This window comes from Psychrobacter sp. CR212, assembly GCF_059693765.1.
Genome location: NZ_JCATIF010000001.1, coordinates 845,611 through 868,258 on the forward strand (window position 1 = coordinate 845,611; position 22,648 = coordinate 868,258).

Here is a 22,648-nt window from a genome sequence, read left to right on the forward strand (position 1 = left end):
CACGTTTGTGATTTTACAAAAGCGTGTACATCGCTGGATGAAACCGACCAAATTGGGTATCATCAAATTAAGAGAGCAGTTTTTATAAACATCTCTCAAACAATGGGCATAGCTTGGTCATATATAACAAGCTGTATGGGATTAAATAACATATCTAAGGACAGATTATGACAACATCACAGCACATTCTAGCCTGTATTGACGGCTCAGCAGTGACTGAATCGGTTTGTGACTATGCCGCATGGTATGCCAGCAGACTGAATTTGCCCGTTGGATTGCTGCATGTCAGTGATATTCCTGCCTCAGTGAGACGAGATCTGTCAGGAGCGATAGGGATCAACAGTCGCCAGTTCTTATTAGATGAGTTGTCCCAGCTAGATGAGCAAAGGGCAAAAGTCGTCAATAGCTATAGCAACGCCTTAGTACAAGATGCAAAAAGCCATATCAAAGACAGCTTTGCGGATGTCAATGTGCGCATTTATCAACGTCATGGTAAATTGCTTCCTAGCATCGAGTATTTCAAAGAAGAAAATCGCGCGATCGTCATGGGACGCCGCGGCGAAGACCACAAAAATAGCCGCATCAATATCGGCAGCCAAATCGAAACGGTAGCTCGCGCATCGGATATCCCTATCCTGATTTGCTCAGAAACCTTTAAAGAGCCTAGCTCATATATGATTGCTTTTGATGGTAGCAAGACCTCTATAAAAGCGGCATGGATGGTCGCAAAAAGCCCTTTGTTAAAAGGTTTGAAAGGCCACATCGTGATGGTCGGCAATTATAATGAAGCCGCCAAGCAAAGCATGAGCGCGGCTGCTGCAAAATTGGAAGATGCAGGTTATATCGTTGAGGCGCATCATCTGTCTGCTTCTGATGCGGTCGATGGGTTATTAACGTTTCAAGTCGACAACGATATTGACATCATGGTGGTCGGTGCTTATGGACACTCTAAATGGCAGCAGTTGTTTCTTGGTAGTACAACGACAGAGATCATTGCAAGTACCTTATCCCCTGTAATTTTGGTACGCTAATGGATGCATTAATAAATTGTCATGAGTCGCTTGTTTTTCGATAAAGCGACACTAAATTAAGGCCGTGCCTTGTTCGAGACACGAGCGATCAGTGTATCGCTCTCAGCAGCGCAATATTCATAAAGAGGGTTGGTTATCGATATTTTAGATAACCAATCTATATCTCATAACGGCTCACTTGCTGACGCCACTCATTCTATCTTTGGAACCCCTTATGCGTATCAATGCAGATTTTTCACGTCGTGCTTCGCTAGCACCTGAAGACCACGGGTGGGTCAAATCACCACAGAATGGCGTGGAGCGAGTGATGCTTGACCGCATCGGTGAAGAGAAGGCTCGTGCGACGAGCCTAGTACGTTATGCACCGAACTCTTATTTTCCGCACCACTTGCATCCCGGCGGCGAGGAGATACTCGTACTGTCAGGGACTTTTTCTGCAGACGATACCCATTATCCGGCAGGTTGGTACGTGCGCAATCCACCAGCATCCGGTCATAGGCCTTATAGTGATGAAGGCGCAGTGATTTTCGTTAAACTACGGCAGATGTCACCTGATGAAGCGCATCATGTGGCCATCGACACTCACGATAGCGCCAATTGGCAGCGACAAGGTGACCGTGACGTTTGTCCTCTTTTCTCAGATGATGTCGAGCAGGTGAGCTTGCAACGTATAGAGGCAGGAGAGTTGTTATTCAATGAGCCAATCCTTAATGGCGCAGAGCTGTTAGTCATTGCAGGCGAGCTGGTAGATGATGACCGAGTCTATCAGCGTTGGGGGTGGTTACGTCTGCCTGCAGGTGAGTACGCGCAAATCACAGCAGGACGAGAGGGCGCGACGATATATCTAAAAACAGGGCATCTCAGCCAAGTCATCGGAGACAAGCCAGACGATGCCTAAAGACCTATGATCAATAACACTGCGCTGATTGCTAATCACGGATTGAGCCTGATTGCTTATTAATTTGACTCATCAATTTGAATGGTTAGCGCCAGCATGAAGTGACCTATTTAGCTGATTTATATAACGTATCACCTCGTCTCAAGCCAGATAAACGGCTCTATATCAATACAGCCCTTTCTTATACAACATCACAAGTCCGCTTCTAAAAATAGTCGATTTCTTCTATCCATGTCTTATAGTCAATCCATAATAAAATTAGCACAGCTCATATCATTGAACAGTTTAGGTAGTTTATTCTTTATTCACCCTTGTCGTAGAAACTTAGCCTGTGCCCACTTTTTTTCAATAGGGTGACGATTACGCATTTCGTTTTGAGGCATGGTATTAGCGTGTTTTTACACCATTGGCAGAAAAGGCTCTACTATATATTAGTACACGCGCAGAACACCTCGAGGTTATCAAATACTAAGCATTATTGGTATAAAGAATTTACTCAGTCTGTTGAACTATCTGTTTGTAGACTAAGCCTCTTTCATCGGAGCTTCATGCTCAAAGTCAGCCAGCATCTCTGTGATCAGCTGGTCTTTTTTGTGCCATACCTGCTCAACCCAGTCAAACATCTGCGCTTTTACCGTGTCATCTGTTTCATAACCACCATTTTTAATTGCCGTAAATAAGTCTTCAGGTATCTCGATATGACGCACATCGACGCCTAACCGTTTGATGTTGCCTTTCCATAAGTCACTATAAGTGGGTATGCCATCAGGGTAGACAATCGTCATGTCCAAGATACCGTCGATCTCTGAGCCTAGGGCACTCAAAGCAAGTGATAATCCGCCAGCACGGGGCTTGAGCAAGTGCTTATATGGTGAGTTTTGTTTGTCACGTTTGCTAGGGGTGAAGCGCGTTCCTTCCAAATAATTTAGCAAAGTAAAAGGCTTGTCCTTTAATAGCGCACAGGCTCGTTTGGCCTCTTCGATGTCTTTACCCTTTAAAGCAGGGTTTTTGGCAATGGCTTCTTTAGAATGTCGACGCATCATAGGGAAGTCGAGAAAGTAGAAAGCCTGCCCAATCACTGGAATATAGATGAGCTCAAACTTGGTAAAAAAGCGCGTCAATGGTAGGCGCTTTTCACTGATATATTGCATGATGCTGGTATCGACCCACGATTGGTGGTTGCTGATCAGTAGGTATTGACCATCTGTGTGTACATCATCAGGCAAGCTGATACGCCAGTCTTTACGTGGTAGGATATTGTCGATGACTGCATTATTGCTATTGATCCAGTAATTGGTGACATCGATAACGGCTTTGTCAGCGATAGCAGCACCCGTGAAGGCTTTGGCGGCGCCCATTATCCATACAGGAGGTCCTGCCAAGATGCTATTAAAGGTAATCACACCCGTGGCTGTGGTGAGTGATGCGGCTTTACCCAATTTTGGGGCGCGTTCATGTAGTTTTTGAACGACTGATTTCAATCGCATAGTAAGTCCTTTTTCTTAGACCAGTGATGAGGTATTGATAATATTACTGCATGATTTTAGCAGAAATAAATCTTAGTGTACGAGTGTTAACAACAAATAATACACAGCACCTTTAGTGAAAAGTATTATTTTTGCCATAAAAAAGCGTACCAAGGCATGACCTTGTAAATACCCCATTCTTAACACAACATCATTGTAGAATAATTAAGCCACCTGCCTGTACTCGGCAGGTGTCATATCATTAAGTGAATCATGGGATCTTTCAGTGTTATAAACCTTGATCCAGTCTTCAGTCAGCTTACTAACCTCGTTTAAATTATTAAAAAAATAACAGTCTAAAACCTCATTGCGGTAACTGCGATTAAACCGTTCAATATAAGCATTCTGATAAGGACAGCCAGAAGATCGTAGCGAGATGCTCTCATGGTTGATGTTTTTAGCAACTGGTCTGGGCCCTTATTATGGTCAGTCTGTGCATTTTAGACACAAGGCGCCAGAAAAAATCCCCTATGCGATGAACCGCTATCTTCGTGAGGCTGAGCGTCATTACGAAGTGCTCGACACCCATCTGGAAGGCTGTGAGTATTTGGTTAGAGACGAGTATTCAATCGCTGATATCTCCGCATGGGGCTGGATCGATAAAGCATCAGCCTGAAATGACAGGGCTCTTTTTTGCCGCTTCATTGCTAAAAATACACGTATAGAATGACTATACTCACTATTTTTACCTGCGAATCGCCTAAAAAATAGCCTCTGTCAGTGCCATGGTTGAATGTTCAGCACGCCCTAATAACAGCAAAGAGACGTAAAAAGCTTTATAATAAAAAAGTGATTAAAAACAGCAGCTAATATTGGTTCTACAAACTTTGTCTTAAAATAGATTTTGAGGCAAAGTGATTAAGGTAAACACTATGAGTGCTGCGATAAAGTTCAATCGCGAGGATGTGAGCGAAAAAGCAAAAAATCTCTATTGGGAAAAAGGCTATCACGCAACCTCGATGCGCAATCTGCAAGACGTCATCAATATGCATCCTGGTAGTATTTATGCCGCTTTTGGTAGTAAAGATAAGCTCTTTATATTGAACTGCGGTGTCTCTTGCGAGAACTACTGCCATAATAAGGTCTTGAATAAAGACTATAGCGTACAATGCTTTGCTGCTACAAACCTTAGTCATGAACAGGTCAGTGGTGAATGCTAGGCATAAGAATGCTAAAAAACTGTCCTCTTCAGCTCGATTGTTGCGGTCAACAAGCCATATCTTATGGATTTAATCCTGACGCCAATAAACCTTTATCACCACCTCTGCGCGGCTAAGATCAAGCCGCTCTCTAAGCATGGGCCGTAGTGCCTTGACAGTGCTTGCCTCTAATGCACCCCAGACTTTATCAATTTTTATAGGTTGATCTATCAAATAATTGCCTATCGTATTATCGATTAAGGGTGCTAAATGCTGTCCTGAGCATTGCTGATCGGTGACGATGGGAAGGACAGTAAAGTTGTCTTTAACGGTATTCTTGGTAGTGCGCTCACTATTGCTGTCAATACGATTAGTTATGCTGCCATCAATACCACTACGTATTTTTACGGTATCAAAATAACGTTGATCCGCCGCGTTTTGTGTGACACTAACAACTAACGGCGGTGTTGGGTTTTCCCATAGCTCGAGTAATCTCGCGACAGTTGGCATAGACGTTTCATCAGCGATCAGTAACGCTTGACCGTCACGCAAATGCTCAATTTTTTCAGGAAACTCCCTTTTGGTCACTACGGTATCACCTGCTTGTAGTGAGTTGGCCCAATTACCGCCCGGTGTATTGCCATGCAAGAAAACATCGACCCACGCTTGTATGCCAGCAGGGGTATGCCATGCTTTTCTTAAGGTGTAATAACAATGAGATCGAGCAAGGCGTGAGGTATTTTTGCTGTCATCAATATTGTCAGCTGTTGTGTCTTTAATCAATGCATTGTGCTCTAAATCAAATAAATACGCGTAACCTGCCTCGTTGATGGGTACTGAGGTCGGGTTTGATGTGCCGTTAGTATTATTCAACGTGGGCATGTTCAGTTCAAGGCGCAGCATATTTTTGCTGACTCTATAACTGTCTTGCACATCAAATACTTGCTTGGTCAGTTTAATCGTTTTTTTACCCAGCTTTTTATCCGCTTTTTGTTTGAGTGCAATATATTGAATTTGTAGCTCATCAGGATGCGTAATGGCTGCAGGAAAGGCAATAAAAAAAGTCTGACTCTGTTCAGGGTGATTTTGAGCATTGGTAGATGGAGATTCTGTATTTTTTGTCTGTACTTGTAACTCAAGGCCTTCAGCGTAAACGGTGGTTAATTTCACCTCTATATTATCCAATTCAGCAGTGGATATAGGAGTAAATGCGTTTAAAAACCCTAATAGTTCATCTAGATGCTCTTCGTTGATATAGGTGATGATGTCGTTTAGTTCAGGAGTGTTTAAGGAAGTATATGGTTTGTCTTGATCATAGGTATTATATGCAGAAGATAGGAAGATATTAGCCATATTGATACTCATAAGCAGATGATAAGTGAGGAGATAAAACGTCTAGTTGGTTAATGATAATTGTTTTTATTATCGTTTACGAGTAAAATCCTCTTTTATTGTCGCTTTTGTTTCAAAACTATAAGCATCATCGACGCCAATTTTTTACTTTTTATCAATTTTGATTTTTATCAATAATGAGTGCCTATATGTTACGTGCAAACCAACTGACCATCAGTCGACAAGGGAATACTTTACTAGATAACGTGAGCTGCGAGATTGATATCAAGCAGTTGGTGGCGCTAGTTGGACACAATGGTTCAGGAAAGTCGACTCTGATTAAGGCATTGGCAGGGGAAATGGCGAGTAGTAGCGGTAGTATTACCTTAGATGATACTCGCATCAATGATTACGGCAGTAAGGAGCTGGCACGTCATATGGCTTATCTGCCACAGCAACTACCTGACGCCGCTGGATTTACCGTGCGTGAGCTTGTGATGCTCGGACGCTATCCGCATCAAAAGTGGCTACAAAAGCCAACCCAAATGGATAGAGATAAAGTTGATCAAGCGCTAAAGGTAACCCAAACCGAAGCATTTGCTGATCGCATTACATCGACGCTATCAGGCGGTGAGCGTGCCCGTGCTTGGCTTGCGATGTGCTTGGCGCAAGATACCAAGTATCTACTGCTTGATGAGCCGCTCGCTGCATTAGATATGCATTATCAGATTGAGGTCATTCAGCTTATCCGCCGCTTGGTAGATGAGCAGGGCTTGAGTGTGGTGATTATTATTCATGATATCAATCTGGCAGCGCAGTATGCGGATCGAATCATTGCGCTAAAAAACGGCCGAGTTTGCCACAATGGCACTATCAAAAGTACGATGCAATCTGAGGTATTATACGATATTTTTAATGTGGATATGCAGCTGCTCAGTCATCCCATTACTGGGCAGCCTGTTGCAGTTGCTTGACATCAGATCGCTTCTCTTTCACCCAAACTCGCCTAAAAAGATATGCTCCTATGTTTTCTATTTTTTATCAATACGAATCATTCAAGCGCTCGATACTCATGCCAGCGTCAGTGACGCCAATAACAGTACGCAAGTGGCAGACGCTTTTAGCTTTTATAATATTAGTCTGTCTAACGTTGACCGCTTGTAGTCACTCAGCATCTGACAAAGCTATTACTCACTTTGACACATCACCTCCCAAAGATATTACCGAAACAGCAAACAGCCATAGTGACCGTATTGATAGTGACCGTATCAATATCGTCTCCCCTGATTGGGGTAATGCTGCAACGCTGACGGCGATGGGTCATGCACCGATTGCCACTGGTGATATCAGAGTGTGGGACAGATGGGTGGGGCGCCCCCATCTCCCAGCAGCAACCACCGATATTGGGATTCGTTATCAGCCCAATGCTGAGCTGGTTGCACAGCTTCCTGTTGATATGGTCATAGATAACGCTTTTTATGAGCATGCCCGTAGCTTATACGGTGATGTGCCTGCGCAGTCGGTGATGTTTGCGGCAAAAGGAAAAGCGGCAACGTGGGCTGACTATACGGAGCCGACGCGCGCGCTTGGTGCATTGATTGATAATCCCAAGATGGCTGAAGACTATATTGTACAAAGTCAAAAAGACATACAGCTTGCCAGTCAGCAGTTTCAGCAGCGCTATCCAATAATCAAAAAGTTCGCGGTCGTCCAGTTTGCGGATGCCAATAACATGCGCATGTATGTTGATAACAGCCTGTTTAAGGTGGCATTAGAACAGATGGGCAAAGAGCTTGTGGTTTTAGGGGAGGGCAATCAGTGGGGGTTTGTACCGATACGAATGGGTGATTTGGCGCAGTTAGATGATGAGACTTGCCTGCTGATCATCGACCCACTCAGTCCCATCACCAGAGCTGAGATTAATGACAGTTTGGTATGGCAGCGTTTGGGCTATGGTGAGCGCCGCTGTATGGCGGAGTTGCCGCCAGTCTGGATATATGGCGGGATGTCGTCATTGGTCAGCTTGGCCAATAATTTATCCACGGTTTCGTTAACAGGTGGCGCGATATAATGACTATTCATACCAATCATGCGAGCAGTGCCAGCAACACCAGTAGCGCTAATAGCCTAAGCTCCACGTCCTCCTCACATACGGCAACTGTGATGACCTCATCGCCCAAGCCACCACCACATCCATCTCAGCCTCCGTCGTCTGTCGTGAGCAGTGCGTCTTGGCGATTGTGGGTGATTTTTATAGGATTGGTGGTTTTGTCCGCATGCAGTGGCTGGGCACTATTAGAGCGAGAATGGACACGCCCACTCAGTGAGCTATTTTTACCAAGTTTGCAGCTTGATATTGCCAGTATGGCGACTCAGCTTCATTTGGTTGCGACCAGTGTGGTGGCGCTATTGGCAGGTGGATTATTAGGCGTAGTCAGTATTTTATTACAACAGTTGGTCAAAAATCCATTGGCATCAGACACCACTTTGGGAGTCGGAATCGGTGCTCAGTTGGCTATGTTGATTGTGACGCTATTTTTGCCGAGTTTGGCTATTTATGGTGGTCTCTACGTGGCCTTTGTCGGTGCCATCATGAGTATGGGCTTGGTGTTTGCCTTGTCCGCGCCTAGTCGCTTCAATCCGCTGATTCTGATACTGGCAGGTCTGGTCGTCAATATCTTGCTTGCCGCTGTTGCCAATGTATTGGTGTTATTTTTTGCTGAAAGAAGCAACGGTATGTTGTCATGGGCGGCTGGGTTTTTGGCACAAAGCAGCTGGGATAGCAGTCGAGCGCTGATGATCACAGCGACCTTGGCGGCGATAGCCTGCCTGCCTTTATTGAAGCCGCTGACACTGATGAGCTTAGACGACTCACAAGCCAAACGTTTGGGCGTGCCTATCAATGGTATTCGCGCCTTAGTGGTCGTCATTGTGGCGGTGGTGACCGCACTAGTCATCAGTGAGGTTGGGCTGATTGGTTTTATAGGGCTTGGTGCCGCAAGCTTGGTCAATGCGCTAGGTATCTCGTCCATTGGTAAGCGCTTGGTCACGGCATTTGGGCTGGGTGCATTGTTATTGCTATTGACCAGTAACGTTGCCTTATTGCTTGAGCCTATACTGGGGATGCAAATTCCCGCTGGTGCCATGACGGGAATCTTAGGAGCGCCACTGATTATTTGGCTGATTTTGCGCCAGCGCCGCGATCGGATAGAAACCATCACCCCTATGATGAGCGGTCAAAATAAGACCGTTGTGTTTTGGCGATGGAGCGTTGGAGTTATCATCACGATAATGTTGGCTTGTCTTTTTGTACAGGATATCAATGGTTGGGGAATTAGTACTGATTGGGCGCTGACACAGCAGTATCGTCTGCCTCGTAGCTTGAGCGCGGCGGCAACAGGGATGATGCTTGCGGTCGCAGGCGTATTATTACAGACGCTAACGCGTAACCCTATGGCCAGTCCTGAGGTCTTAGGGGTCAGCTCAGGCGCGGCGCTTGGGGTTATTTTAGGATTTTTATTATTACCCATTTTGGGACTCTCTGCTGGCGCAGGTACGTTACTGATTTCAGGACTGTCAGGTGCGATGGCGGTGCTGCTGTTGATTATGTGGCTGGCACGTAGAGTCAGCTCAGGCTATTTGCTGTTAGTCGGTATTGGTATCGCTGCCATGATGGATGGGGTCATGCACATGGTCAAGCTCTCAGGTGACCCGCGTCTTGAGGCGATGCTCAGTTGGCTATCAGGCACTACCTATAGTGCGCAGCCTAGTACAGTATGGTATCTGATGGGCATTGCGCTTATCTTATTGGTACTTAGCTTATTGATTGTCAAACCCTTACGTGTTCTTGGTCTAGGGACGGGTGTGGCACGTAATTTGGGTGTGGCAGTGACCCCCGTGACATTATCACTACTGGCGCTCGTTGCTGCCCTTAGTACCGCGAGCACGCTTGCGGTGGGTCCTTTGAGTTTTATTGGGCTGATGGTACCGCATTTGGCGACGTCTCTTGGCGCTGTCAAACTTGAGCGCCAATTGCTGCTGGCTGCTCTCTTAGGCGCGGGGGTTATGGTAATGGCGGACTGGATCGGGCGGTATGTGATGTTTCCTTATGAGCTGCCTGCTGGTACGGTTGCCGCTATCATTGGCGGTGGCTATTTCTTATGGCTTATTCGTAAAGTGCCAACCACCGCTAATGGTTAGTTTGTCTTTTTATGAAACGATGAACCAACAATCAAGCGCTTATGAATGACGCTCATAAAAATAGCAGGGATCAGCGCTTGAGCGATGAGCAAGTACGGCGGGTACTAGTGACCTTATTGCTCGCTGGTACGGTCATCAGCTTTAGTAACAGCGCGCTCAACCCAGCCATTCCTGTATTTATGTCAGTGTTTGACGTCGATATCGTGCTTGGCGGCTGGGTACTAAATGCTTATGTGTTGGCCATGAGTGTGGGGCTCATGCTGAGCGGTTACTTAAACAAAAGGTTTGCTTCTAAGCCAGTCTATTTGGCGGCAGTACTTGGGTTTATGCTCGGTTCGGTCATGGGTATGATGGCGTTTAATATGAGCTTTGTCATCATGGCGAGAGCCGTACAAGGGCTGAGTGGTGGGCTGATTATTCCGCTCTCAATTGGTATGCTGTATCAGATTTACCCAAAGCAGCAGCACGGTAGGATAATGGCGCTATGGGGCATCGTTATTATGATGTCCTTGGCATTTGGTCCTTTGATTGGTGCTTATTTGGTTGATCAGTTTGCATGGTGGACACTGTTTGCCGTTACATTACCCCTTAGTGTGATCGTTATGGCGATGGTGTGGCGATTGATACCTGAACTTGATAGAGGCACGCATGACACCGCAAGCCCTTTTGATACGGTAGGGTTTGTCAGTTTGATCATCTGGCTACTGGCGATGATGATTTGGCTGAGCACCCTCAAAATAGATTTTACTCACGGTATCTCAAGCCGCGATGATTTGTTAAAAATAGTGGCATTAGGCGCATTGTCTATTTTATTTTTGCTGTCAGCCGTGGCTTGGTGGGCGTATGAGCGTCGTCAGAGCCATCCGTTGCTAAATGTGGGTTTGTTCGACAATAAAACTTATTTGCACAGTAATGTCATTAGTATCACCCAAACAGTAGGCTTGATGCTGTGTCTTTTATTATTGCCGATATTGATTCAAGAGGTGATGGGTGAAAGCGCTTTATGGACAGGCGTCGTTCTGATGGTTGCGACGCTCGTCGCCAGTATCACCACGTATTATGCTGGCAAGCGGGTAGACAAACGCGGTGCGCGAGGGGTTGGTATGGCGGGTATCACGATTAGTGCGCTGTCTACTTTGATGCTCGCATGGTGTTTGTACCAGCCCACACTTTGGCTACTCATATTGACGATGAGTGTGCGCGGTGTCGGCGTGGGTTTGGCGTATCTGCCAACCACCACAGTGGGTTTTAGTAGCTTACCTAAAGACTCGGTCACTGAGGGAGCTGCACTCAATAATATCAGTCGCCGTATCATCTCTACCATCGTTATCACGTTGACAACCCTTTATATCCATAGTCGAAGCGCGCAGCTACTAGCCGCAGGTAGTGATGTTGGCATAGCAAGCGCTATCCAAGAAATACTGGTAATAATCGCGTTGATGCTATTGTTCACACTTCCTTCTGCCTGCAAATTACCCCGCGCGCCATAACGATCAACTTCATAGTTGGGCAGTATGTAGATTACCGGTGTCAATGACGATCTGCTTGAAGGCTTATCCCTTTTATCTATTTATTTGAACAAACTTTGAGACAAGCCGCTTATGTCACTGTCTAACCATTTCGCCAAATTTACCAAAGAAACGGACGGTAATTGCAGTAAGTCAGTCAACATGGTCACTCGCTACTTATAAAAACCTATTTGTAAATACTTATAGAAATAAAAATCATTATCATTTAGAATATCATTTACAAAGTTAGTACACACAGTATCATTTGCTAAATATAACGCATATCACTGTCCACCTATCCAATTAAGTGAAACAACCTAAGTGAAGTAATTATGAAAAGCCACCATCACGTTGCTCTATCTCTTCTTACCCTTTGTATCAGCCAGCAGTTATACGCCCAAACCAATGCCAATTCAGTGCAAAGTGCATCAGGTGTGCAGGCCACCGCTGCGGCGACCTCGAATGCATCATCAAGCGATGTACCTAGTGTGACTTTAGATGCTATTACAGTTAGTGCCAATGCCAAAACAGGCACAGCGCTGGCACAGAAAATTAGTGAAATGCCTGCTGTCACGCAAGTGATTTATGAGGCGAACATTCAGGCGCAGGCGACAGGTAACCGCACGGTTGGGGACATCTTAGCCCAGCTCGTGCCCAGCCTTGGCGTGAGTAGCGGCTCGGTCAGTAACTACGGCACGACCATGCACGGGCGTCCTGTACAGTATTTGCTCAACGGCGTGCCATTATCTGGCTCGCGCAGTTTATCACGCGAGCTAAACAGCATCGACCCTGAGCAAATTGAGCGCGTCGAAGTGCTCTCAGGTGCGACCAGCATCTATGGCGCGGGGGCAGCAGGCGGTCTGATTAATATCGTGACCAAATCAACGGCAGGTTATGGCTTGACAAGACAGACGCGCCTTGGCATTAACAGCAGCCGCGAGTTTAAATCCGACTCGCTCGGCTATCATGTGGGACAAAGCATCGGCTACGGCGGCGAGCGCGTGTATGGTAATGTCGATGTAGACTACGAGACCACAGGTGGCAAGTTTGACAGTCATGGCGACCGCATCAGCCCTGATGCCAACCAAACCGACAACCAAGACACCGATACTATTAGCGTCAACGCCAACCTTGGCTTTGATATTAGCGATACCAAGACCATGAATCTTGCGGCGACCTATTATGACAGCGAGCAAGACACCGATTATGGCGTTGATTATGGGGATAATCTATCCGTGCTCCAAGAAGGAACTACGCCTTCATTGCGTGCTATTGACGGTGCTAAAATCGAAAATCAACCCTACAATACCAAAAGCTCGGTCAACCTAAACTATAATGACAGTGACTTTTTGGGTTCTAACCTAAGTCTGACAGGCTATTATCGTGACGAAAAAGCACGCTTTTATCCGTCAGGAAAATCATTTACTAGTCAAGCCAAAGACGTTTGGGTAAATAATGGTTTAACCGATGCAGACACCTTAGGAAAGCTATTGGGTGCATCGGTCGTAGTTACGCAGTCTGAAGCGGATATTGAGGTGATGGGACTGCGCGCCGCTATGCAGACTGAAACCGATGTCATGGGTAAAAATACTTTGTTCAGCTATGGCGCGGATTTTGAACGTGAAGAGAGTGAGCAGACCTATTATGGCCAAGACCTGACTACTTTTCTTGCAAGTAATGGCTTGACTTCAACAAGTAATGGTCTGAGCTATAACGGCGGACCAAAAACCACTATCGATAAATGGGGCGCGTTCGTCAATGCCGATGTGGATATGACCGACAAATGGCACACCAGCGCTGGCGTGCGCTATCAAAACATCAAATCGGATACCGACCGTTTTGTGCCCATTTATGAGCAGCTATTGGCGGATTATTTTGCGACCAATGGCATCAGTGATATTGCTGACGCTTACGGTATTGATTACGAAGCAGGCGCGGTTGAGGCGGGTAGCAGTAAGCACGACAAAGTGCTGTTTAACCTTGGTACCAGCTATCAGTTGACCGATGATGACCAAGTCTTTGCTAACTTCTCGCAAGGCTTTACCACGGCTGACGTGCAGCGCGCCTTACGTGACGTGCGTGCTGGATTTGTGGTCAACTCAGACAATATTCAGCCCATTTCTATCAATAACTACGAGCTGGGCTGGCAAGGTAAGCGCGGTGATACCAGCGCAAAGGTTAGCGGTTTTTATAACGACTCAGACAAAACCGTACGCTTTACCAACGACTATACCGTTGAAGTCGTCGATACGGACGAACGTATTTACGGCGCTGAAGCCTCGCTCACGCATGATTTGAACAAAGACTGGCAGTTTGGCGGCAGCCTTGCCTATACCCGCGGGCAATACAAAAAAGACGGCGACTGGCTGGAGCTGGATGCAGTACGCCTGACGCCACTCAAAGGCACGGCATACGCGCAGTATAACTTTAGCGAAGGCAGCAATATTCGCTTGCAAGCGCTGGCAGTCGGCGGTAGCGACAAGGCTTATAAGGACCAACAGAACGACCCAGACGCGAGTGCGCAGCCATTAACAGGCTATGCGACCTTTGATGTGCTTGGGCAAGTCAAACTGCCTGTCGGCCGTATGGGCTACGGCGTGTATAATATCTTAAACAAAGACTATCAGACCGTGTATCATCAAACGACCTTTGGCGATTTAAACCGTTTGCCTGCTTCAGGGACAACTTACGGCTTGAGCTATACCGTGGATTACTAAAAAGCGCCACGCATTAAAAAACCCTTCATGCTATGAAAATTTAGCGTGAAGGGTTTCTTTATGTTCATAACTCTCTAAATCATTCATCTGCTCCAAGAGTATTTGCTAGCGTTTCCAACTTCACGCTTTATCAGGTGTAAAATTCTTCTTTAGTATTTTATGATTGACTTATAGCGTATCAATGCTAATCTAAGCACTCTTTGGGGAGTAGCCTGCTTTCGTACTGCGAAAGCGTTCGTATCAACACACTTGGCCACATGCCATGGTGCGAACACCTCTCGGTTGGCGAGACCATCGATATATCTACACTGCAGGTCGGGGGTGTGGCTATGTCGTGGACTCTATACTCGACCAGAGAAAATCACATGAATCCTATCGCACTTCTATTACTTGCTTTTTCTATGTCTACGGATGCCTTTTCTGTGGCAATCAGTAAAGGAGCAATTCTTAAAAACCCTCGTTTTACCGAAGCCTTCAGAATGGGTGTTATTTTTGGCACCATTGAAGCGATCACGCCGATTATTGGTTGGTTAATTGGTCACTCTGCCACATCCTTTATAGATGCGTCTTTTATTGAGGCATGGGATCATTGGGTCGCGTTTGTCATACTTTTTACGCTCGGTCTGCACATGCTGTATGAGGGACTGAAGCCAAGTGATGAAACGGCAGAAGTGCTATCGAGACATTCTGTTTTCAAACTTGCTTTGACTGCATTTGGTACCAGCATCGATGCCATGGCTGTCGGTGTGAGCCTAGCATTTGTCAAGGTCAATATTTTGCTGGCGGCAGGTCTGATTGGTCTAGCGACTACGATAATGGTCACGCTAGGGGTGATGTTAGGAAAGGTGTTGGGCTCCATAATCGGTCACAGAGCTGAAATATTTGGTGGTGTGATGCTAATTGCCATCGGTACATGGATTTTATTTAGTCATCTTTAGTCACTTGATAGATATGAGCTACTTGATAAATATAAGCCTAGCTATTGATATAGCTGGGCTTTTTTATGTCTATAATCAGCACATAACACCATAACTCTTGCTAAATGAACGGAACATCTCAGTACTACAAAAATTGTTAATCATCAATAGAATAATCATGATGAAGATAAAAATGCCAATGCCCCACATAGGCAAAGTGAGCATCCAATTCGTCAAATTTTGGTTACCACAGTGGCTACAGCTCCAATCAGAACGTTTGAGGCTAGTATCACATTTCGGACATCTTTTATGATTAATAAACAATTTAGCCTCCCTTACAAATATATGCTTTTATAAGAGTATATATCTGCTATATCAATTGGGCAATTGTTTATCAAGACAATTATATATTGTCAGCGATTGGATGCGAATCAGGATGGAATGCATAATGATAAAGATCTCTAAAAAAATACATGTTTAAAATGATTTTGTTACATATTGTTAAATAGCAGTCGATGCTATGTATAATGCAGCCCTAATACAGTTTTCATTCATATGCCCTTAAGAAGAATATTTTATCATGTCAAATAAGCGTCCCTTATATATTCCCGTTGCTGGCCCCGCTCTTTTAGAGACCCCTTTACTCAATAAAGGCAGTGCCTTCTCAGCAGAAGAGCGCAATAGCTTTAATTTAACTGGGTTACTACCGCATAATATTGAGACGATTGAAGAGCAATCATTGCGTGCTTATCATCAGCTGCGCTCATTCACGAGTGATATGGACAAGCATATCTATTTGCGTAATATTCAAGACACCAATGAAACCTTGTTTTATCATTTGGTTGAGCAGCACATTGAAGAAATCATGCCGCTCATATATACCCCGACAGTTGGTCAAGCGTGTGAAAAATTCTCGCAAATCTATCGCCGTAAACGGGGGCTATTTGTCTCATATGCTGAGCGCCATCAAATTGATGATATATTGCAAAATGCCACCAAACAAAACGTCAAAGTGATCGTTGTCACTGACGGCGAACGTATATTGGGCCTTGGAGACCAAGGTATTGGCGGTATGGGCATTCCAATCGGTAAGTTGTCTTTATACACGGCGTGCGGTGGTATTAGCCCAGCGTATTGCTTACCAATCTTGTTAGATGTCGGCACCAATAATCAACAGCTCCTTGACGATCCTATGTATATGGGCTGGAGAAACCCACGTATCTCTGGCGATGAGTATAATGAGTTTGTGGATTTATTCATTCAAGCCGTTAAACGCCGTTGGCCAGAAGCGTTATTGCAGTTTGAAGATTTTGCACAGGAAAATGCCACCCCATTATTGAATAAATATCGTGACCAGCTATGCTGTTTCAATGATGATATCCAAGGGACAGCTGCGGTATCGGTCGGTACCTTGATTGCTGCTTGCTTGAATAAAGGTCAAAAATTAAGCGAGCAAAAAATCGCGTTTTTGGGCGCAGGCTCGGCAGGTTGTGGTATCGCCGAACATATTGTTCGCCAAATGCAGCGTGAAGGGTTGACTGAAGCGCAAGCACGTAGCCAAGTATTTATGGTGGATCGTTATGGTCTGTTGACCGACAGCATGACCGAGCTACAAAAATTCCAAGTACCATTGGTACAAAAAGAATCAGACATTGCGCATTGGGACAAGAGCAACAAGCTCGGTTTGGCACAAGTCGTTCAGCAAGGCGGTGTGACGGTATTGTTCGGTGTCAGTGGCCAAAAAGGTCTGTTTACCCAAGAGGTCATCGAAGCGTTATGCGCCAATACGGAACATCCAATTGTATTACCGCTGTCAAACCCAACAACTCGTGTTGAGGCAACACCGCAAGAAGTGATGAACTGGAGTCGTGGCAAAGCCATCATTGCAACAGGCAGTCCTTTTCCTCCCACGACCTTCAATGGCCAGACCTTTGAGGTGTCTCAGTGTAATAACAGCTATATATTCCCAGGCATCGGTCTTGGCGTTTTGGCGGCTCAGGCGACAAGTATCAGTGATAATATGCTAATGGCGGCAAGCCAAGCCCTTGCAGATATCTCTATGGAGTACCAAAAAGCACCGGGTGCTATACTACCGCCAATCAAAGTGATCAGAGAGATTAGTGAAAAAATAGCCTATGCCGTAGCAGTGCAAGCGGTTGAAGATAAGCTGGCACTACCTGATACCGCGGAAAACTTACAACGCAGAATAGAGGCAAACTTTTGGTTACCTGAATACCGTCACTATCGCCGTACTTCTTTTTAATATAGAAAAGATATAAAAAAATCCTAATACCACGATGAAAAGTGGTATTAGGATTTTTTGTTTGAGCAAACAGATAAGGCTTATACTCGCAGAGATGCAAGAAAATTGGAAGGATATCGATAGTATAATGGCAGCTTAGTTCTACTTATTTGGTGTTTTAAATTTGGGGGGTATTTCCGTTTGAACTGTAGTAAAACAGGCATTCATCATGCCCTAAAGCGCCTAGGCATCAGTCAAAAAAAAGACTTTAGAACATCCAAAAGCCTGTCCGATCAAAAGAGCGATATATCAGAATAAGCTTGAGCACTTTAGGCAACAAGGCTATCCCATCGTTTATATATACGCGCGCGGCTTTGAGAGTCAGACCATTCGCTCTCATGGTTATGCACCGATTGGTAAGCCTTGTATCGATAGCTACAACTGGCAAGGTAAAAAGCGAACCAACGTTATCGGTGCTCTGTATGAAAAGATGCTGTTTGCCCTAGATTACTTTGAGACAAACATCAACAGCATCGTCTTCTATCACTGGTGCAAACACAAGCTAATCCCAAGTCTTAAAACCAAATGCTTGATTGTGATGGATAATGCCAGATTTCATAAGAGTAAGCGTATTCAAAAGCTACTGAATAGGCATGGTCATCGTATTCTATGGCTGCCACCATACAGCCCTGATCTGAATTCCATTGAAAAGAAATGGGCACAAGTAAAGTTTCTACGCCAAGGCTGGATGGAAAACGACTTATCCAAATTGTTTTATGATGTTTGTCCTAACCATAACAATTTTATTTTGAACTGACTATATAAATAATTATAAAAACTCGAAGTATGATTTCAAAGCTTGGTTACCTAGAGTAGCCAAGCTTTTTTAGTATTTAATAACGAGTACAAAAACAGTCATGCTTTTAAAGACTTAATAAGTACGACCAAGATTTATTGCACCGGTAAGTGCGCCGTCTATTTTTGTAACACTGCTGCAATTTAAAACGTTATTGTTAAATCTATGTTTTGTTTTGTGTGATTAGTCCGCTATTACTTGAGCCTTTTACCGTTTTTGCTATGGTAATAGCTCAACAGCAATCATATAGGAAAGACTTATGAGTAAAAACAATAATAAAGAGCGGATTATCGATAATTCAGAAGATCTGAAAGATAAAATCACTGAGTCTATGGATGCCTTTAAACTGCGGGCAGATCTGTTAGTGGCGAATTTAAAAGAGGGTGGCAATGATGGTTATGATCACTCAACCTCTAGCGCCGGCGAGAAAGGTCTAAAGTCAGGCAAAGTATCCGAGCTTACCGTTATCGCACCGCTAAAAGACGGTGGCGCTGCCCGTCTCAAAGAGATTCTAAAAATAGCAGGGGGCAATCTAAAAGGCGCGACAAGGGTAGGCACTTTGCACGATTTGCGCTTCGTCTTTTTAGATAATGATACAAGAGTGCTTTTTTGCACCGCTTATGACGGCGACTGGGATCCTTATATTGATGATTTCGCCACCAAAATTCCTGAACTCATGGATATTTTATTCGGCAATGTCGAGGGCTGGCCGGGTATCAAAGACCCAAGTGTTAAGCAGTTTATTCTTGATCATCAGATTACCGCTGCAGGCTGGTACGTAGGCGTCCCGCATCTGACGGTACAAGATATTCGCCGTCATGAGCGTATTGTTAAAGGCATCAATAAAGCTTTAGATGAAGCGCAAACAAACTAATTTTCTAGACATTGTATTTTTAAGCGCATAAATTTCAGGGCTTTGATACGGTCATACTTTAATAACGATAAAAAATGAATAGGGCGATGTATGAGTAATGATGATAACAAACCTTTAACGGGATTGACCGACAAGTTGCAAGACTTAAAAGATGAGTTTGGCAATCGCATCGAAAACAGTGATTTTGAGACGTGGCTTAAAGGCGTGAAAGAGGAAGTCGGTGACGGTATTGAGATGATGGCTCGTAGGGCGCGCGGGGTCTTTAACCCCAATCTCGTCACCATGCAGCTAAAAGATATTCAATCCATCGTCCTACGTGAGCGTCCCGCCCCATATTTTGGCACGGTAGTAGCACTAAAAATCAATAATGCTGACGTTGGCAAACAAATGCTAGCGCAGGTGTTGCCTGATGTAACCGGTAGTGAAGACTGGCACAAAGACATGCAAGCCACGCTGTCTATCGTCATGACTTACGAGGGTCTACAAGCGTTAGGTGTACCGCAGTCATCACTTGATAGCTTTCCTGAGTCTTTTAAAGCAAGTATGGCAGCGCGTGCTGAGCAGTTGCGCGATTTTGATGTTAATGCCCCTGAGAATTGGATGGCACCTTTTGGGGATAAGGGTGATATCCATGTGGGCGCGGCTATTATCGCTGATACCAAAGATAAATGGCAGGCCAAACTTGATGAGCTTCGAGATAATCTTACCGATCATATCGATGTGGACAATCCTGCTAATGGTGATGTAGAAATCCTAATCGAGCAGGACTTTGGTTCAAATGACAACGTCAAAAACGTCTTTGGTTATCGTGACGGTATCAGTAATCCTGAGATTCAAGGCAGTGGTATTCAGACGCCTTCGAACCATGACGGCGATCCTATTGCCGCAGGGGAGTTTGTGCTCGGTTACGAAGGGGAGGCAGGACTAGTTGCGCCTATGCCGCAGCCTGAAGTCTTAGGCAAGAACGGCTCGTTTATGGTGTTACGTGCTTATCATAGCCATGTTGCTGCTTTTAATAAATACCGCAAAGATAATACCGACAGCGAAGAAGAGGCGGAGCTGCTGGGTGCAAAAATGTGGGGACGCTGGCGTTCAGGCGCGCCGCTCGTTTTGTCTCCCGATCATGATGATAAAGCGCTTGGCGATGATCCTAGCCGCAATAACGACTTTGGTTATAAAGACGATCCTTACGGTAAAAAGTGTCCGTTTGGCGCGCATATCAGGCGTATGAACCCACGTGATAGCGAAGATTTTATTTTATCCGATGTACGTATTCACCGTATCGTTAGACGTAGCGTGGGCTTTGGTGAAGTTGTGCCACCCGATGTAATAGAGGACGATGGCAAAGATCGCGGTCTGTTTTTTATTGGTATTAATGCTCATGCCATGGAGACGGTTGAGTTCTTGCAATCACAGTGGATCAACGATGGCAACTTTATGAGCTTAGGCGAAGAAAAAGATCCTATGGTTGGTTTGCACTCTGGTGATAAAGACAGCGATGCAGATAACTTTACTGTTCCGGCTGATCCAATTCGCAAACGCTACCATGGTATTGAAACCTTTAATACCTTGCACGGCGGCGAGTACTTTTTTATTCCGAGTTTATCGGCGCTAAAATGGATTAGCGAGCTGTCTTAACTCTCAGTACCATTTATAATAGTCACCACTTAACAATAATAATCATGAATAAAATTAGGAAATATAATGCTAAAAAAATTATTTAAACCCAAATACGTCCCCTACGATCCAAAATATATCGAATTAAATGCTGAGGACGAAAAAAACATTCGTACTATTACCGACGATATCAAAAGCTATATTTCGCGTAGTGATAAAGCCAGCAATATCGATTATCACACGCGTGATGCCCATGCCAAGGGGTACTGCGCACTAAAAGCCAAGTTTGAGATATTAGATGATATTCCCAAAGAGTACGCGCAAGGTTTGTATGCTAAAGCGGGTATTCATGATGCGGTGATTCGTTTGTCCAACGGTTCATCTCGAGTATTCGCTGATCGTAAGTTGGGCTTTGCTCAAGGTCTCGCGATTAAAGTCTTTGACGTACCGGGTAAGAAGCTCGCTCCCGGGGAGGAGGACAGTACGACCTTTGATTATAACTTTATCAATCATCCGGTGTTCTTTTGCAATAGAATTGAGGAGTATACCTATCTCTCAAGATTGTTTTTGGAATTACCTAAATACACGGAGAAAGGAGCGATCGGTAAAGCGCAGTTGGCGTTTAACTGGCTGACCAATTACGGCTCAAGATTACCAACCAAAGAGTCGATTAAAACCTTTAAAGCTATCGGCGGCTTTACGAGGATTGAACCAAAAAATACCTTGTTATACGACTTTCATTCGCAAGGTGTGGTGCGTCATGGTGATTATATGGCAAAGATACGGGCAACGCCAACAGCCGCTTCTGTCAAAAAAGTCACGCGCCGTGATGTCGATGTCGACGCCCGCGAAGAGGCACTGCGACCGCTTATCGTCGAGGAGATACGCGAACATGATTATCAGTTTGATATCCAGATTCAGCTATGCCGTAATCTCAAAAAGCAGCCGATTGAAGAGATTACGACGCAGTGGCAAGAGTCGGATACGCCCTTTGTCACCGTAGCGCGTTTAACTCTTCCTTGCCAAGACGTACCAGATGACGGTAATTTTGAGATTATGGAGAATCTATCCTTTACCCCATTTCGCTGTCTTGAAGAGAACCGTCCTATCGGAAACTTACAACAGTCGCGTCTCAAGGCCTATCAAGTCGCCTCCGAGACTCGCCATAAACTCAACGATGTCAAGCGCCGTGAGCCAAAGAGTTTAAAGGAGACGTTTGCTAAGTCTTTTTTTTAGACTAATTGTTTTTGGGGCTGTCCTAGATAAGTAAAATTATTTAGGATAGCACTATGAGAAAGAGTAAACTAAGTTGGTATAAACAAAACAGACTCATCGAGTTATTTGTTGCTGGTTCTACCGCGAGAACAGCAGCAAGCCTAATTGGTGTTAATAAAACCACAGCCAGTTAAAGCGTAATGGCAAGGTCTACGCTTGTATTATACCCAATGCTAAAGCAGATACTTTGATCCCCATCATAAGAGAAAAAGTGAAGCCTGATAGCATTGTTTATACTGACTCATTTAAAAGCTATAACGCATTAGATGTCAGTGAGTTTACTCATTATCGTATCAACCACTCCAAAACCTTTGTTAATGACAAGAATCACATTAATGGTATAGAGAACTTTTGGAACCAAGCCAAACGGCATCTACGTAAGTTTAACGGGGTTCCAAAAGAGCATTTTCACCTCTATTTAAAGGAATGTGAGTGGCGTTTTAATCACAGTGACCCAAAGTCGCAATTACTACAATTAAAACAATGGGTTAAACAGGGTTTGAACTAGTTATCTAG

At 44.8% G+C, this 22,648-nt stretch carries 17 protein-coding genes, 3 pseudogenes and 1 riboswitch; of the genes and pseudogenes, 17 read left to right on the forward strand and 3 right to left on the reverse strand.

The features are described from left to right. The first annotated feature begins 167 nt into the window (after positions 1-167). Positions 168-1,031: a universal stress protein gene (locus AC58CZ_RS03640; RefSeq protein WP_071001800.1), complete on the forward strand. Its 864-nt coding sequence runs from the start codon at positions 168-170 to the stop codon at positions 1,029-1,031. Between the two features lie 214 nt (positions 1,032-1,245). Continuing rightward, positions 1,246-1,929: a cupin domain-containing protein gene (locus AC58CZ_RS03645; RefSeq protein ID WP_071001799.1), complete on the forward strand. Its 684-nt coding sequence runs from the start codon at positions 1,246-1,248 to the stop codon at positions 1,927-1,929. Between the two features lie 524 nt (positions 1,930-2,453). Here AC58CZ_RS03645 and yihG read toward each other — a convergent pair. Together yihG and AC58CZ_RS03655 are read right to left on the reverse strand one after the other, a co-directional pair. Next, a complete protein-coding gene (yihG, locus tag AC58CZ_RS03650; RefSeq protein ID WP_071001798.1) occupies positions 2,454-3,416 on the reverse strand; it encodes a 1-acylglycerol-3-phosphate O-acyltransferase, YihG family in 963 nt (320 codons plus the stop codon). Positions 3,417-3,620: 204 nt separating this feature from the next. Continuing rightward, positions 3,621-3,815: pseudogene (locus AC58CZ_RS03655) on the reverse strand (integrase core domain-containing protein); the annotation flags it as partial. Positions 3,816-3,831: 16 nt separating this feature from the next. Here AC58CZ_RS03655 and AC58CZ_RS03660 point away from each other — a divergent pair. Next, positions 3,832-4,071, forward strand: coding sequence for a glutathione binding-like protein (locus tag AC58CZ_RS03660; protein WP_228724572.1), 240 nt, complete (start codon positions 3,832-3,834; stop codon positions 4,069-4,071). 256 nt (positions 4,072-4,327) lie between these two features. After that, complete coding sequence (locus AC58CZ_RS03665) at positions 4,328-4,615, forward strand: TetR/AcrR family transcriptional regulator (RefSeq protein WP_071001797.1); 288 nt, start codon at positions 4,328-4,330, stop codon at positions 4,613-4,615. A gap of 69 nt (positions 4,616-4,684) precedes the next feature. Here AC58CZ_RS03665 and AC58CZ_RS03670 read toward each other — a convergent pair whose 3' ends face one another. After that, entirely contained in the window at positions 4,685-5,947 is a 1,263-nt protein-coding gene (locus tag AC58CZ_RS03670) for a siderophore-interacting protein (protein ID WP_071001796.1), read from the reverse strand. Between the two features lie 188 nt (positions 5,948-6,135). On the opposite strand from AC58CZ_RS03670, the gene AC58CZ_RS03675 reads away from it, so the two are divergent. From AC58CZ_RS03675 to AC58CZ_RS03735, 13 genes and pseudogenes are all read left to right on the forward strand, one after another. Beyond that, entirely contained in the window at positions 6,136-6,900 is a 765-nt protein-coding gene (locus AC58CZ_RS03675; protein WP_058025721.1) for an ABC transporter ATP-binding protein, read from the forward strand. 50 nt (positions 6,901-6,950) lie between these two features. Beyond that, the gene (locus tag AC58CZ_RS03680) at positions 6,951-7,997 is read left to right on the forward strand and encodes a TroA family protein (RefSeq protein WP_227517176.1); all 1,047 of its coding nucleotides are present in this window, start codon (positions 6,951-6,953) and stop codon (positions 7,995-7,997) included. Beyond that, entirely contained in the window at positions 7,997-10,126 is a 2,130-nt protein-coding gene (fhuB, locus tag AC58CZ_RS03685; protein WP_071001795.1) for a Fe(3+)-hydroxamate ABC transporter permease FhuB, read from the forward strand. The genes AC58CZ_RS03680 and fhuB overlap by 1 nt, the downstream gene beginning before the upstream one ends. Before the next feature lie 41 nt (positions 10,127-10,167). Beyond that, positions 10,168-11,616, forward strand: a complete 1,449-nt coding sequence (locus AC58CZ_RS03690; protein WP_071001794.1) for an MFS transporter — start codon at positions 10,168-10,170, stop codon at positions 11,614-11,616. Positions 11,617-11,966: 350 nt separating this feature from the next. Continuing rightward, on the forward strand, positions 11,967-14,351 hold the full coding sequence (locus AC58CZ_RS03695; protein WP_494223395.1) for a TonB-dependent receptor domain-containing protein: 2,385 nt from the start codon (positions 11,967-11,969) through the stop codon (positions 14,349-14,351). A 190-nt stretch (positions 14,352-14,541) separates the two neighbouring features. Then, positions 14,542-14,709: riboswitch (yybP-ykoY riboswitch) on the forward strand. Next, positions 14,681-15,289 (forward strand): manganese efflux pump MntP, encoded by a 609-nt coding sequence (locus tag AC58CZ_RS03700; protein ID WP_263281253.1) that lies wholly within the window; start codon positions 14,681-14,683, stop codon positions 15,287-15,289. Its footprint overlaps the riboswitch before it by 29 nt. 559 nt (positions 15,290-15,848) lie before the next feature. Beyond that, entirely contained in the window at positions 15,849-17,531 is a 1,683-nt protein-coding gene (locus tag AC58CZ_RS03705; RefSeq protein WP_058023721.1) for an NAD-dependent malic enzyme, read from the forward strand. Positions 17,532-17,708: 177 nt separating this feature from the next. Then, positions 17,709-17,828: pseudogene (locus AC58CZ_RS03710) on the forward strand (IS630 transposase-related protein); the annotation flags it as partial. Positions 17,829-17,898: 70 nt separating this feature from the next. Beyond that, a complete protein-coding gene (locus AC58CZ_RS03715; RefSeq protein ID WP_252962520.1) occupies positions 17,899-18,327 on the forward strand; it encodes a transposase in 429 nt (142 codons plus the stop codon). 370 nt (positions 18,328-18,697) lie between these two features. Next, positions 18,698-19,240: a hypothetical protein gene (locus tag AC58CZ_RS03720; RefSeq protein ID WP_058023649.1), complete on the forward strand. Its 543-nt coding sequence runs from the start codon at positions 18,698-18,700 to the stop codon at positions 19,238-19,240. Between the two features lie 90 nt (positions 19,241-19,330). Continuing rightward, entirely contained in the window at positions 19,331-20,878 is a 1,548-nt protein-coding gene (locus AC58CZ_RS03725) for a Dyp-type peroxidase (protein ID WP_494223394.1), read from the forward strand. Positions 20,879-20,944: 66 nt separating this feature from the next. Beyond that, positions 20,945-22,093: a catalase family protein gene (locus AC58CZ_RS03730; RefSeq protein WP_443521010.1), complete on the forward strand. Its 1,149-nt coding sequence runs from the start codon at positions 20,945-20,947 to the stop codon at positions 22,091-22,093. 53 nt (positions 22,094-22,146) lie between these two features. Further along, positions 22,147-22,640 (forward strand): annotated as a pseudogene (locus tag AC58CZ_RS03735) (IS1595 family transposase). The last annotated feature ends 8 nt before the right edge of the window (positions 22,641-22,648 follow it).

What these genes read in the sequence shown, in the direction of transcription:
- AC58CZ_RS03730 (WP_443521010.1), top strand. Translation starts at nt 20,945, where the DNA reads ATGCTAAAAAAATTATTTAAACCCAAATACGTCCCCTACGATCCAAAA.
- yihG (WP_071001798.1), bottom strand. Translation starts at nt 3,416, where the DNA reads ATGCGATTGAAATCAGTCGTTCAAAAACTACATGAACGCGCCCCAAAA.
- AC58CZ_RS03680 (WP_227517176.1), top strand. Translation starts at nt 6,951, where the DNA reads ATGTTTTCTATTTTTTATCAATACGAATCATTCAAGCGCTCGATACTC.
- AC58CZ_RS03645 (WP_071001799.1), top strand. Translation starts at nt 1,246, where the DNA reads ATGCGTATCAATGCAGATTTTTCACGTCGTGCTTCGCTAGCACCTGAA.
- AC58CZ_RS03660 (WP_228724572.1), top strand. Translation starts at nt 3,832, where the DNA reads ATGCTCTCATGGTTGATGTTTTTAGCAACTGGTCTGGGCCCTTATTAT.
- AC58CZ_RS03670 (WP_071001796.1), bottom strand. Translation starts at nt 5,947, where the DNA reads ATGGCTAATATCTTCCTATCTTCTGCATATAATACCTATGATCAAGAC.
- AC58CZ_RS03640 (WP_071001800.1), top strand. Translation starts at nt 168, where the DNA reads ATGACAACATCACAGCACATTCTAGCCTGTATTGACGGCTCAGCAGTG.
- AC58CZ_RS03700 (WP_263281253.1), top strand. Translation starts at nt 14,681, where the DNA reads ATGTCGTGGACTCTATACTCGACCAGAGAAAATCACATGAATCCTATC.
- AC58CZ_RS03690 (WP_071001794.1), top strand. Translation starts at nt 10,168, where the DNA reads ATGAATGACGCTCATAAAAATAGCAGGGATCAGCGCTTGAGCGATGAG.
- AC58CZ_RS03695 (WP_494223395.1), top strand. Translation starts at nt 11,967, where the DNA reads ATGAAAAGCCACCATCACGTTGCTCTATCTCTTCTTACCCTTTGTATC.
- fhuB (WP_071001795.1), top strand. Translation starts at nt 7,997, where the DNA reads ATGACTATTCATACCAATCATGCGAGCAGTGCCAGCAACACCAGTAGC.
- AC58CZ_RS03720 (WP_058023649.1), top strand. Translation starts at nt 18,698, where the DNA reads ATGGATGCCTTTAAACTGCGGGCAGATCTGTTAGTGGCGAATTTAAAA.
- AC58CZ_RS03705 (WP_058023721.1), top strand. Translation starts at nt 15,849, where the DNA reads ATGTCAAATAAGCGTCCCTTATATATTCCCGTTGCTGGCCCCGCTCTT.
- AC58CZ_RS03675 (WP_058025721.1), top strand. Translation starts at nt 6,136, where the DNA reads ATGTTACGTGCAAACCAACTGACCATCAGTCGACAAGGGAATACTTTA.
- AC58CZ_RS03665 (WP_071001797.1), top strand. Translation starts at nt 4,328, where the DNA reads ATGAGTGCTGCGATAAAGTTCAATCGCGAGGATGTGAGCGAAAAAGCA.
- AC58CZ_RS03725 (WP_494223394.1), top strand. Translation starts at nt 19,331, where the DNA reads ATGAGTAATGATGATAACAAACCTTTAACGGGATTGACCGACAAGTTG.